This is a genomic window from Chroococcidiopsis sp. [FACHB-1243], from assembly GCF_014696895.1.
In the GTDB taxonomy this organism is placed as follows: domain Bacteria; phylum Cyanobacteriota; class Cyanobacteriia; order Cyanobacteriales; family Chroococcidiopsidaceae; genus Chroococcidiopsis.
In genome coordinates this window covers 37,577-49,474 of the sequence record NZ_JACJQX010000012.1, presented here as the reverse complement: position 1 = coordinate 49,474, position 11,898 = coordinate 37,577, and the positions used below count along the sequence as shown (strand labels likewise).

The window sequence follows — 11,898 nt, the reverse complement described above, 5'->3', positions numbered from 1 at the left end:
AAAAAATCTAAAATTGAATTATGCGAAATCTTAATATTGACTAATCTAACAATTTTTGCGAAGACTTGTTGTATAACCTACTGCAACTAGTAAAAATCGAAAAAAACATCAATTGTGTAGCAGTAGGCGAGAATATGTATAAATTCTTAGTTTGCTAAATTATTTAACCCTAAATCTTCTGAACTAGAAAACTCCAATAGAGCTTCAGCCAAATTTCCAACTGAGTTAAGGATAACTGGCGAATGCACTCAATCACGTTAAAATTGTCCCACCCATCAATTTTTGATATCTATAGGTTAATTCTGCTTGCATTAAACTCCAGCGTTGCAGAGTTGGATCCTTTTCCATCACCTTCTCAGCGGCTTCTCGCGCAATTTCTAAAACTGCCTGGTCGTCAATTAAACTTGCCAAAGTAAAATCTGGTAGTCCAGCTTGACGCATTCCCAAAACTTCCCCAGGACCGCGAAATCGCATATCTGCTTCAGCAATAAAAAATCCATCTTGAGATTCTTCTAATACTTTTAGGCGTTGACGAGCAGTTTCATTTTTAGGATTACCCATTAACAGACAAAAAGATTGCGCCGCACCACGTCCGACACGTCCCCGCAACTGGTGCAACTGAGATAAACCAAATCGCTCGGCATTTTCAATTAGCATTACCGTAGCGTTGGGAACGTCTACACCAACTTCAATTACAGTGGTAGAGACGAGAATTTGCGTTTGGTTGTCGCGAAATAAACTAATCGCCTCATCTTTATCGGCTGACGACATGCGACCGTGGAGCAATCCGACTTGAAACTGGGGAAAAATGCTTTCTTGCAACTTTTGAAACTCATCGACTGCTGCTTTTAAATCCAGCTTTTCCGATTCTTCCACCAAGGGCAAGACAATGTAAGCTTGTCTGCCTTGGGCAACTTCACGCAGAATCAATTCGTAAGCGTGCGATCGCTCTTTACTAGATAACACAGTTGTATGAATCTTCTGTCTACCTGGGGGCAATTCATCAATTTGGCTCACATCCAAATCCCCGTGTAACGTCAATGCCAGAGTGCGGGGAATCGGCGTAGCTGTCATCGTCAAAACGTGGGGAGACTCGCCCTTTTGTTGCAAACGCGCCCGTTGTCCGACACCAAATCGGTGTTGTTCGTCAATTACAACTAATCCTAAACGTTGAAAAATGACTTTATCTTGAATTAAGGCATGAGTCCCCACTAACAGGGGTAACTCTCCTGTTTCTAATTGGGCGTGAATTTGCCTTCGTTTCGCCGCTGGAGTCGAACCCGTCAGCAATTCTACAGGTAAATGCAATAAGTTAAACCAACCAACTAACTTGCGATAATGCTGTTCTGCTAATACCTCTGTGGGAGCCATCAACGCCCCCTGGTAGCCTGATTGAATCGCGGCGAGAATTGCTACCACTGCAACAACCGTTTTCCCCGAACCCACGTCTCCCTGAACCAGGCGATTCATCGGTACGGATTTTTTTAAATCATTGAGAATGTCATTAATCACCCTTTGCTGCGCACCAGTGAGTTTAAAAGGTAAAAGTTGATAAAACTTTTCCACCAATTGACCGCTTGGCGAGAGAACGGCACTATTAGCAATTTGCCGTGCTTTATATTGGCGTTGCAGCAAACCTAGTTGTAAATAGAAAAACTCGTCAAATACCAGCCGACGACGGGCAAGTTCTAAAGCGTCAGTATCAGCCGGAAAATGGATATTAGCGATCGCTTCCCTTACCTCAACAAATCCGTAATAATCGCGTAAAGCTTTTGGTAGCGGATCTTTGAGATGAACTAGAGATGGAAGTGCGGTAGTGACAGCCTTGCGCACCACATCTGCCCCGACACCTTCCGTCAAGGGGTAAATTGGCACAACTCGACCCACAGTTAATGAATCAATTGTATCTCCTGGGTGTGCCAGCACCTCCAGAGCTGGTTTGTCCAGCGTCAGACCGTATTTACTCTCTTTCACCAATCCCGACGCTGCGACGACTGCGCCAGGTGGATATTTGCGCTTTTGTTGTTCTTGCCAGCCACGATGAGAATAACGTCCGCCAGCGAAAAAGTAGTTGATGCGAATTTGACCCGTATTATCTTTCAGAACAATTTCCAGAATGGATAATTTAGCATTACGGGGACTGGTAAAACACTGGCACTTTTTTACCGTTCCTACTAGCGTTGCTGTTTCCCCCGCCTCTAAATCGCAAATCTTGACCTGCCGTGCGTAGTTAATATGATCGCGGGGATAGTAGAGTAAGACATCTCTGACGGTATACAGTCCCAACTTGGCTAAAATCTCACCTCTTCTCGCACCAATCTCCGGCAACCTCGTCAAAGGTTGGTCTAGGCTGGGCGCAAGGCGTTGGTTGATTTCTGAAGATTGAGTAGAAACGAGCGTTGATGTTTTGGGTTGAACGATGCGGGAGTCGGGAGTCGGTAGGGGCGGGTTTAGAAACCCGCCCGTACGGGAGTCGGGAGTAATGTTTTGACTTTTAACTTTGGACTTTTGACTTAATTCGTCACCTAACTCATAGAAATGCTGCTGTTCCGATACTTGCTGGGAAAGGTGCAAGCATCTACGTGCTGCTGCAACTACGCTTTGTCTCTCTTCCTGCGTCATCTGATGGTATTCGGCAAATTGCATTGCCATTTCCTGCCACCTACGTCTTTCTTCTACAGATAGAGTGACAGGAGGTTTGCCAAAACTCAAACAGAGAAACTCGCTGAAGCGATATTGTTTCCCTACCAAGTCTACAAAGCCTTTTTCTGCCTCCACAGCTAAGGCTTTTTGCAATCGCAACCAGTCTATATCGTCATTAGTCATTAGTCATTGGTCATTTGTATCTAGTGAAGGTTGTTAACTGATAACTGATAACCGATCGCTTACTATTCATCAAACCAACTCGCACGCCATGCAGCTTCTGCTTCAGCGATCGTTCGCTCCCGCTGCCTCTTCTGATATTCTCGCCCTAAAGAAACTAAATTTGATTCTAGTTGCCGTACTTGGTTGCGGGCAGTCCTGACATTAGTATCTGCAAACTCAACTTCTGACAACCGCAACTGAATTGCAATTAATTGCGTCACGCCACCTTCTTGCAAATCCTGCGGATTTTCAGTTTCAATTAATAAATTCATGACATTGGGTGGTCCTGCTGTCATTTCGCCCGTAGTTTCCGATACTGCGGTAGCAGCTTCTAGTAAAGGAGCAGGTAGTTTTTGAGGTAGAATGCCAGATTTTTGCAGTAATTGATTCGCATCTAAGGATAAGGTTTTGAGGACTTGGGCGATCGCTCTTTCTAAAATTTGCTGCCATTGTACTAGTTCTAAAGGGTTAGAAGGCGTAGCAGGAGACTCAGAATTCGGAATAGACGCTGACGCTACACTGCGCGAACGGAATTCGGAATTCGGAATTATCTGTTCCTGTTCCTCGATCGAGTCCTGTTCTATTTCAGCGATCGCACTTTCTCTATCTAGCTGAATACTATATGCTAACTCCCGCGCCATTTCCATTGGGTTGTTCAACAGTTCTAGCAATCGTTCGGCTGCTGTTTGCCCTAACTGACGAAGCGATCGCTGCAATTGCTGTCTTTGATTCATCGACAGACTCAAAAATTGCTTGGGATACGCCTGAGTGCAGACTTGATAACTTGCTAAGATCAGCTGCTGGCGTGTAGCTTGTCCTAAAGCTTGACAATAACTCGTGTAGGCGCTGTTGAGTTCGGCAAATAACTTATTTGCCGACTTTTCCAAAGCTTGCATGTCTCGCTCAATTTGTTCGATTGCTCTTGCCATCTTTTCAGTTATCAGTTATCAGTTATCAATGGTACGTGGTGCGATCGATAGCGGGTGTGGGGTGTAGGGTGTAGTGTTTTTTCTCCGCGACTCTCCCTTATCTCCCTTGTCTCCCTTGTCTCCCTATTCCCTGCTCCCTAAAAAAAAGGACGGGTAGGTGCGTCGCACCATTTTAACCCGTCTGGTAAATTGAAGGGAGCTAATCAATAGCTCGATGATTTGGCTCTATTCTTCGGATGACTTTTCGATGCCTTCACCTAAGACGTAGCGGGAGAAGCGACGGATTTGAATATTTTCGCCTAACTGGGCGATCGCTTCTTTAACCAAATCTTCTACTGATTTGTTTTGATCCTTGATGTATGCTTGATCCACTAAGGACATCTCTTTCAAACGCTTTTCAATACGCCCAACAACGATCTTTTCGCGAATATTCTCTGGTTTTCCTGCTAGATCGTCTTTCCCCATTTCAATTGCCTTTTCCTTTTCGACAACTGCAGGGGGAATATCGCTGACTCTAACGTACTCTACGTTAGGACAAGCAGCGATTTGCATGGCAATATTTCGCACTAATTCACTAAATGCTTGGTTGCGCGCTACGAAGTCAGTTTCGCAGTTCACTTCCACTAGCACGCCAATTCGCCCGCCAGTATGGATGTAACTATCTACTAGTCCTTCTGCTGCTACACGTCCAGCTTTCTTTCCAGCAGAGGCAAGTCCTTTCTGCCGCAGCCATTCAATGGCTTTTTCCATATCGCCATCAGTCTCTTGGAGTGCTTTTTTGCAATCCATCATGCCAGCGTTTGTTCTCTCGCGTAGCTCTTTAACAGCCTTTGCAGATATTTCCGCCATCTTCCCTCAATTCCTATTTATTATTTGTTAATTGTTTGTTAGTCAATGGTTAATTGTTTGTCACTATCAACCATTAACCATTAACCATTAACCTATCCTTCTTCCTCTTCTTCGGTAGGAATCACCGCATCAGTGTATTCACTTTCGCTTTCATCATAATCGAAATCTTCTTCTGCACCCTCGAAATCTTCGTAATCCTCTTCCGCATCCAATTGTCCGTGTCGTCCTTCATAAATTGCATCAGCTAATTTGCCTACAATCAATTTGATCGAACGGATGGCATCATCGTTAGCAGGAATGGGAACGTCAACGAGATCGGGATCGCAGTTTGTATCCAACATAGATACAATTTCAATGTTTAGCTTCTGGCATTCTAATACTGCGTTGTATTCCCGCCGCTGGTCTACAATTATGACCACATCAGGAACTTTGCGCATGTTCTTGATCCCACCCAGGTATTTTTGGAGTTTAGCTAGCTCTCGGCGCAGTACCGATGCTTCTTTTTTGGGTAGTAAATCCAGCGCTCCGCTTTCCTCACGACGTTCTAACTCTTTCAATCGTTCGGCGCGAGTTTTAATCGTCGTCCAGTTAGTCAGCATTCCGCCTAACCATCGCTGGTTGACATAGCTAGCGCCACAACGCAAGGCTTCTTGAGCTACAATCCCCGCTGCTTGACGCTTCGTACCAACGAAGAGAAACTTTTTCCCTTGCTCGGCAGATTGTCTGACGTAATTGTAAGCTTCATCCATTAACTGAGCTGTCTGCACCAAGTCAATGATATGAACGCCATTACGAGCAGTGTAGATGTACTGCGACATTTTCGGATTCCACCTACGGGTTTGATGCCCAAAGTGAACCCCAGACTCCATCATTTGAGCCAATGAAACGACTGGCATATCTTCTTTAACTCCTGATTCGGGTTAATCCTCCACCCAGCTGCGTCTCCCAGGAAACACCCGAAAACGCTGGATGTGCGATTTGTAGACAACTTTTCTAGTATAATATGGTTTCAAACTAAAACGTTTCGGCACTTACGAAAAGTCTATACGGGTTTCTCTCCCATAACAGAACGTCTCTACTCGGTTCTAGGCTTCATCAAAGCGTACTCTTCATAAACGCCTTGGACGTTGTACCAATTGAGAAAAATGCGGGCGACCTGTTCGGCTAATTGAGGCTTACCTTGGTTAATCAACCACCTTAAAACTGGGGCTAGGGTATGCTCGTTGAGTTGTCCGCCGAGTGAAAGAATCCCCCACAGCCAGCGGTGTATCCAGGTCATTTGGATCATCATCCGCACTTCCCATGTTGGGTGCTTTTGGTAGAACAAGACTCCCATGCGACCGCGTTGAATTTCTTTGTCAATTAAATTAGGAATTTGCTCTAAATTAAAGGCTGGATGCCAGTGATAGCCGACTGCATCGGGGCATTTCACTAACTTTAATCCCAACTGTTTCAATCGCACGCCTAATTCTAAATCTTCCCAACCGTAGAGTTGAAAGCGCGTGTCGAATAACCCAGCTTTTTCTAGCCAATGGCGAGGAATAGCCACATTTCCCGTGGCAAAATAAGCGGCAGAAAAATCGGTAATTTTGTAAGGCTCGGCTGTAGGATCGTCAAAATTACATGTATTAATTACTCTGCCATAGGTGAAAATGCGATCGCTCCTATACATTTCTCGTCCCTGCTGCAACCCTTGAGCGTGCGCCTGCAAGAAATTCTCAGTCACGACCAAATCGCTATCGATGAACACGATCGTATCGCCTTTTGCCTGTTCTACTCCTAGATTGCGAGCCGCAGCTGGTCCCTGGTGGTTTTGCAGGAGCGATCGCACGTGGGGAAATTCAGCTGCATTTGCCTCTAGCCATGCCAAAGTGCCATCTGTAGAGCCATCATCGACTAAAACTACCTCATAGCCTTCTATAGCCACATCGTCATGGTTTTGGCGTTCTAGCGATCGCAAGCACTTCGCTAAAATTGGCAGGCGATTGTATGTAGGAATGACAATACTGAAAAACACGGTTTTTCCCCTTAATACCATCTATAAGGGTAATTGGTAATTGGTAGTCGGTAGTCGGTAGTTGAGTGGTGCGTGATGCGATGCGGTGCTTGGTGCTTGTACTTGGTCACTGGTCACTGGTTCCGACTCCCGCTTTACGTGCTTCCAGCCACAGGGGAACAAAAATGACAGCGAAAGCGATCGCTAGTGCTACGATGCCAAACTTAGCTGTGAGAGCAACTAATTCTTCTAGAGAAACAATTTTACCGACGAAGAAAGCCAGCGTCACCATGACTGATGCCCAAGCAGCAGCTCCCGCTAAATTATAAATAAAGAATTTGGCGTAGGGCATTTGGGCAACACCAGCCAGTGGACCAGCAAAAATACGTAATAAAGCAATAAATCTGCCAAAAAATACGGCTTTGGTGGCGTTGTTACTAAACTGCTCTTTCATTTCTAAGAGTCGGTCTTCTGAGATGCGGAAAATTCGACCGACTTGCAACATGAACGACCAACCGAATTTTCTGCCGATTAAATAGCCGCAAGTTCCACCAATCGCAGCTCCCGCGATCGCATCACCTAAAACGAGCCAGTAATTTAACTCGTCACTACCTGCAAGAAACCCTCCTACTATGGTTACGGTTTCACCTGGGACGGGAATACCGAGGTTTTCTAATAAAATTCCGAGAAAAACTGCCCAATAGCCGTACTGGTGGGCAATTTCCTGAATTCTTTCCAACGATAAAAACTCTAGTGACATCCAGCCGCCTTTACAAAGTTTTACTTTTCTTCCATCTTGGCGCGAGCCTGGAAAATGTGTCAATCCAAGTTATGCTGCCGCTTATCCTCGCACCAGTCGAATATTACGAAAAACTACTGAAAGTTAAGAAATATTACATTACTTACTTTACGTAATCTTTATAAAAAACTCGATTTGTAATAAAGATTCGGTAAAAACTGTTGATTTTACTGAAACTTGAAGGTTTCCATGCTTAGATCGATTCATCTGAAGCAGCCGCTCGAATACTTTCCTAATTGTTTTGGTATTAAACCTAAAATGTAGCGATTGAGGCAGCAGTGTCCGCGCGTGAATCTACTGAGATCGATTGAATTAACTCTATGAACTACAACAGAAACAGCAGTGATTTTACGGTTGGATATATGCACTAAAAATCGTTAGCCTAAAATAGGAGTCAAGTTTACGTAAATAAAAGCGATTAATTCAGTCATTTTTTATTTAAATATTTATGAATTCATTAAACTTAAGGACAAATTTTTATAGGTTGAAATTCCCACTGATTTTTGAGTAACTAAATTTCAAAATCTCTTGAATGGAGAAGCTTCAGACAATTGACAATTTGCGCCAGTTGATTCGGGTTTATATATAAATTCACAATAACTGGCTTGTCTAAATCCCTATTGTATGCACTGATAAATCGGCAATAATGATGAGTACACAAGAATTTCAACTAATTTTGCTTCAGCCACCAGAACGCCTAGACGAAAATGGTGGTAGTGCCTTAGAAACTCAATTGGCTAGGCTAATGCCTCAAAAGCAAGCTCTCTGGGTAATCGATCTAGCCCAAGTTGATTTCATGGATAGTGCTGGCTTAGTTTCCTTGGTTAGTGGGTTGAAATCTGCAAGACAAATCGGTTGCCGTCTAGTCCTATGTAATGTGCAAGCTTCCGTAAGGCTAGTATTAGAACTAACACAACTGGATTCTGTATTTGAAATTTTTGATAGCTATGATGAGGTGCTAACAACTGTTAATTCACCTGCTCTAATGCGTTAGTTAGCGATCGCCTGAAATTGAGAGTTTTGAAAAATGAAAAAGGGTGGGCATTGCCCACCCTACTTGTTTTAATTTTACGATAGCTTTATTCCACTGCTGCGGCTTCAGGAGTGGCTGTTGGTTCCTCTGACTTAAGCGTCAGGTAGCGAATGACCTCTTCGCTCAAGCGCATTGCCCTTTCCATCGGAGCTATAGCTGTCCCTGGTGCTTCATAGTTCATTTGAACGTAAACGCCTTCGCGCTGTCTGCCAATCTCGTAGGCAAGACGGCGCTTACCGCGCAGCTGAATTTGTAGGTTAGTAGCTCCCTGGTCTTTGAGGAAGTTTTCATATTTAGCGATCGCCTGTTCGATCTGTTCCTCTCCCAGGTCGGGACGCAAAATGTACATTGTTTCGTAGGCTGATGGCATGATACGCTCAGTAATCTCCTTTTGGACAAAAAGGCTGCTCTCAGTTTTTTGACGAGCAGCAAGGATTCATCATTATATCAGTTGATGAGTGGTAATTGGTAATTGGTCGGCAGATGCTAGCAAATGACTATTAAGACTGCCCATCTTTTTGCTGAGCATACATGACCCGCAGGACTAAAGCGGGGTCGATGTAATTGTTAGCGTATTTCAAACCCCAATGTAGGTGAGGTCCTGTGGTGCGTCCTGTCATACCGACACGACCGATTCTAGCTCCAGCGGGTATTGTTTGTCCTTCCCAAAGGACAATTCCGCCTTCGCGATCGATCATGTAGCGGTTTTTGCCTTGAGTACCGACCTGCCCTTGCATGTGACAGTAAATGTGATCCCAAGCTCCAGAACGAATAATAACGTGCGTACCGCAGGCATCGCGATCGGCAACCTTGACTATTGTGCCAGTCCACCAACTGCGGACATAACTACCTTGAGGTGCTACTAAATCTAAACCACTGTGAAATTCTAAGCCCGAACCGCCAGTAGGAGAGCGACGGTAGCCGAAAGGCGAACTATAGTATTGGAAATTTTCGACCGGAAAGGATGCTTTGCGCCAAAGATTACCAGTGGCAATTTTGTTTTGCGCTACTTCCTCTGCTGTCACCTTTTTTTGATGCCATGCTAGTAGGGGTAAGCTGGCGAGACTGAGTGCAACCAGCAGCAAACTTTTTTTGGAAACAGTAAAACCCAGTCTTTGAGACCTCAGGAGTTGGAATTGCTTCATGCTTTGACTCCTAGATCTGGGTACTGGTTTGACACCACGGGCATTAGCAGAATTCGAGCGATCGCAACTTGATTCATATAACTTAAATAAAATACTGGCAACTGACTAGCAAAGAAGGAAAAATTCCGAATATTACTGACTGATTAGTTTTAGTAGACTGTTGAGGTCGAACAGGTGTTGCCTCTATCTGAAATTTATATTTAAGTTCGCTATAGATTTAGGTTTGCTAACAATGTGAATAATCAGATTTTTCACAATTTGCTGAAAATCCTGCAAAAACTTAACACGATTTATCTCGCCATAGCAAGGGTAAATCTACGGAAGGACGCATCTTCTCTGAGTTAGCGATCGGCGAACTGTGCAGAACCACTCGCGAATGTGTAAATTTATCGTTAGAATTTTTAAATTAATGAATTAAATCTCGATCGCCAGACGCTCTTACCTCATGCTGACAGAAATGTTGCCGTTTACTCTCAATTTAGATGCTACTGCGATCGCTGGAGCTAGTTTGTGGTCGCTGGCGTTATATTTAGCTTTTTCAGGCATAGGCGACTGGATAATACAGCAACTCCAACGCTGGTTTAATTTTGCCGAGCGATCGCTTTACATAAATCGAGCAGAATTTGAAAAAACCCGCATCGCGAGAGAATCTCAGAATGCTTTTTACGCTTCGTTATTCAGCATTGTGCCTTTTTTGATTTTTGGCAGTTTGTGTAATTACGGCATCGAACTGAGCTTAGGTCGGAGTTGGGCAATTAGTATGGGTATACTTGCCTGCGTTAGCTGCGGAGTCTACGAGTTAGGACGACGAGATGGTAGGGAACAGTGACCAGTGACCTGTTACCAGTTAATTACGACTTACGACTTACGACTTCTCGCTGGTTCCCCTAGTTTACTTAAGTTCTTCATAAACAATTTGAGCAATTTTAGCGGCGGCTCCCGATTGTCCGCGCACGCTGCGTAATTTGGAGCGCATTTCTTCTAGTTTTTCTGGATGCTGTAGATAGTCGAGTACGAGTTCTGCTACAGTTTGAGGTTGGAGTTTACCAACCAGTTCTGGGACAATTTCCGATTTTGCCCAGATATTGGGCCACGATCGCAAGCCCAATCGCTGCAATACTAACCAGTTTATTACTTTTGCCATACTCGTTCCTATTAAAGGTAAGTTTACGAGTACCCCTGGGATACCATCCCAAGCCCGCATCGCGTCTAGTTGCTGAGTCGGTAACAAAACAATCATTGGCACGCCTAGAGAGCCTAGTTCGGCTGTATTTGCGCCTACGGTTGTCAAGCACAAACAACATTGAGATAACAGGTCGTAAGCCGGCGATCGCGTCCACAATTCTACTACTAAGCCGCTAGCTGTTTTTAGTAGGGGTGAGGGGTGAGGGATCAGTTCGGCTGTGGAACCTTCTACTAAAGGAATAATTGGATTTTTTTCACGGTTGGCAAACTCAGCCAAGGCTTGCACGTCTAAAGTAGGTGCGACGGGAATGATAAAGCGCGTCTGCGGTCGTTGTGTATGAATGTATTCGGCGATCGCCAGCATCAACGGTACTCCCTGTGACAGTTTCGCAGCTTTAGAGCCTGGTAATAAACCGATTAATTCAATTTTGGATTGGTCATGGGTAATTGGTAATTGGTAGTTGGTAGTTGGTAGTTGGTAGTTATTCTCCCCTGCTTCCCCTGCTCCCCTGCTCCCCTGCTCGCTCCTCACTCCTCGCTTCTCATTCCTCACTCCTCCAGAGGCTTCTGCCATCAAATCCCCTACTACCGTAAACTTGTGGGTATGTTTTGATGGAGCGCTATCGATTAAGTCTGGTTTCATGACGGCAAAGCGATCGATCCAACTATGCCAGCGCGTCTCCCACTCGGCATAAATTACGGTACGATAACCGAGACGCTTGCCGACGATCGCAGAAAATAATTGATCTCCACCTAAAAACACCACAACACCGCGAGTTCTCCAATCCCAGTTGTCTGCGGTTTTGCCCCAGAGCAAAAATTGCCAGAAATGCTTCGCTGCTTGCACTCGATCGACTTCTGGGTAAGATTGGGCGATCGCGGCTTCTTTACCACTAGCATTCGGACAAGGAGAAAGCACCACCGAAATTCTCACCTGAGAGCGATCGTCTCCTAGTTTCTGGCGCAAAGCTTGCACGACGGGACGCACCCAGGTTGTGACTTCCCCAGGACCATTAGACAAAACCAAGATATCGATGTTATTTGTCATTTGTCATTGGTTATTTGTACCTTTTCATATTCTTGTTTTTAATTTTTTA

11 protein-coding genes are annotated in these 11,898 nt (G+C 44.6%); 2 read left to right on the top strand and 9 right to left on the bottom strand.

The window, feature by feature from the left end:
• Positions 1–252: 252 nt before the first annotated feature.
• From recG to H6G17_RS10915, 6 genes are all read right to left on the bottom strand, one after another.
• Positions 253–2,826, bottom strand: coding sequence for an ATP-dependent DNA helicase RecG (recG, locus tag H6G17_RS10940; RefSeq protein ID WP_192157001.1), 2,574 nt, complete (start codon positions 2,824–2,826; stop codon positions 253–255).
• Between the two features lie 62 nt (positions 2,827–2,888).
• The gene (locus tag H6G17_RS10935) at positions 2,889–3,794 is read right to left on the bottom strand and encodes a hypothetical protein (protein ID WP_192156999.1); all 906 of its coding nucleotides are present in this window, start codon (positions 3,792–3,794) and stop codon (positions 2,889–2,891) included.
• A 225-nt stretch (positions 3,795–4,019) separates the two neighbouring features.
• A complete protein-coding gene (tsf, locus tag H6G17_RS10930; RefSeq protein ID WP_192156997.1) occupies positions 4,020–4,643 on the bottom strand; it encodes a translation elongation factor Ts in 624 nt (207 codons plus the stop codon).
• Positions 4,644–4,735: 92 nt separating this feature from the next.
• A complete protein-coding gene (rpsB, locus tag H6G17_RS10925) occupies positions 4,736–5,539 on the bottom strand; it encodes a 30S ribosomal protein S2 (RefSeq protein ID WP_192156995.1) in 804 nt (267 codons plus the stop codon).
• A 179-nt stretch (positions 5,540–5,718) separates the two neighbouring features.
• Positions 5,719–6,681, bottom strand: coding sequence for a glycosyltransferase family 2 protein (locus tag H6G17_RS10920; RefSeq protein ID WP_192156993.1), 963 nt, complete (start codon positions 6,679–6,681; stop codon positions 5,719–5,721).
• A gap of 85 nt (positions 6,682–6,766) precedes the next feature.
• A complete protein-coding gene (locus tag H6G17_RS10915; protein WP_015153703.1) occupies positions 6,767–7,399 on the bottom strand; it encodes a DedA family protein in 633 nt (210 codons plus the stop codon).
• A gap of 685 nt (positions 7,400–8,084) precedes the next feature.
• Here H6G17_RS10915 and H6G17_RS10910 point away from each other — a divergent pair.
• Positions 8,085–8,432, top strand: coding sequence for an STAS domain-containing protein (locus tag H6G17_RS10910; protein WP_192156991.1), 348 nt, complete (start codon positions 8,085–8,087; stop codon positions 8,430–8,432).
• 85 nt (positions 8,433–8,517) lie between these two features.
• On the opposite strand, the gene rpsF is transcribed toward H6G17_RS10910, so the two are convergent.
• Both rpsF and H6G17_RS10900 read right to left on the bottom strand, forming a co-directional pair.
• Entirely contained in the window at positions 8,518–8,841 is a 324-nt protein-coding gene (gene rpsF / locus H6G17_RS10905; protein ID WP_015153705.1) for a 30S ribosomal protein S6, read from the bottom strand.
• A 130-nt stretch (positions 8,842–8,971) separates the two neighbouring features.
• Positions 8,972–9,616 (bottom strand): M23 family metallopeptidase, encoded by a 645-nt coding sequence (locus H6G17_RS10900; protein ID WP_106168537.1) that lies wholly within the window; start codon positions 9,614–9,616, stop codon positions 8,972–8,974.
• A 445-nt stretch (positions 9,617–10,061) separates the two neighbouring features.
• On the opposite strand from H6G17_RS10900, the gene H6G17_RS10895 reads away from it, so the two are divergent.
• On the top strand, positions 10,062–10,445 hold the full coding sequence (locus H6G17_RS10895; RefSeq protein WP_192156989.1) for a hypothetical protein: 384 nt from the start codon (positions 10,062–10,064) through the stop codon (positions 10,443–10,445).
• Positions 10,446–10,508: 63 nt separating this feature from the next.
• Here H6G17_RS10895 and H6G17_RS10890 read toward each other — a convergent pair whose 3' ends face one another.
• Positions 10,509–11,849 (bottom strand): lipid-A-disaccharide synthase, encoded by a 1,341-nt coding sequence (locus H6G17_RS10890; protein ID WP_192156987.1) that lies wholly within the window; start codon positions 11,847–11,849, stop codon positions 10,509–10,511.
• Positions 11,850–11,898: the final 49 nt, after the last annotated feature.

Excerpts from the sequence above, each read along its gene's own strand:
- H6G17_RS10920 (WP_192156993.1), bottom strand. The coding sequence starts at position 6,681 with ATGGTATTAAGGGGAAAAACCGTGTTTTTCAGTATTGTCATTCCTACA.
- H6G17_RS10935 (WP_192156999.1), bottom strand. The coding sequence starts at position 3,794 with ATGGCAAGAGCAATCGAACAAATTGAGCGAGACATGCAAGCTTTGGAA.
- H6G17_RS10890 (WP_192156987.1), bottom strand. The coding sequence starts at position 11,849 with ATGACAAATAACATCGATATCTTGGTTTTGTCTAATGGTCCTGGGGAA.
- rpsF (WP_015153705.1), bottom strand. The coding sequence starts at position 8,841 with ATGCCATCAGCCTACGAAACAATGTACATTTTGCGTCCCGACCTGGGA.
- tsf (WP_192156997.1), bottom strand. The coding sequence starts at position 4,643 with ATGGCGGAAATATCTGCAAAGGCTGTTAAAGAGCTACGCGAGAGAACA.
- H6G17_RS10895 (WP_192156989.1), top strand. The coding sequence starts at position 10,062 with ATGCTGACAGAAATGTTGCCGTTTACTCTCAATTTAGATGCTACTGCG.
- rpsB (WP_192156995.1), bottom strand. The coding sequence starts at position 5,539 with ATGCCAGTCGTTTCATTGGCTCAAATGATGGAGTCTGGGGTTCACTTT.
- H6G17_RS10915 (WP_015153703.1), bottom strand. The coding sequence starts at position 7,399 with ATGTCACTAGAGTTTTTATCGTTGGAAAGAATTCAGGAAATTGCCCAC.
- recG (WP_192157001.1), bottom strand. The coding sequence starts at position 2,826 with ATGACTAATGACGATATAGACTGGTTGCGATTGCAAAAAGCCTTAGCT.
- H6G17_RS10910 (WP_192156991.1), top strand. The coding sequence starts at position 8,085 with ATGATGAGTACACAAGAATTTCAACTAATTTTGCTTCAGCCACCAGAA.
- H6G17_RS10900 (WP_106168537.1), bottom strand. The coding sequence starts at position 9,616 with ATGAAGCAATTCCAACTCCTGAGGTCTCAAAGACTGGGTTTTACTGTT.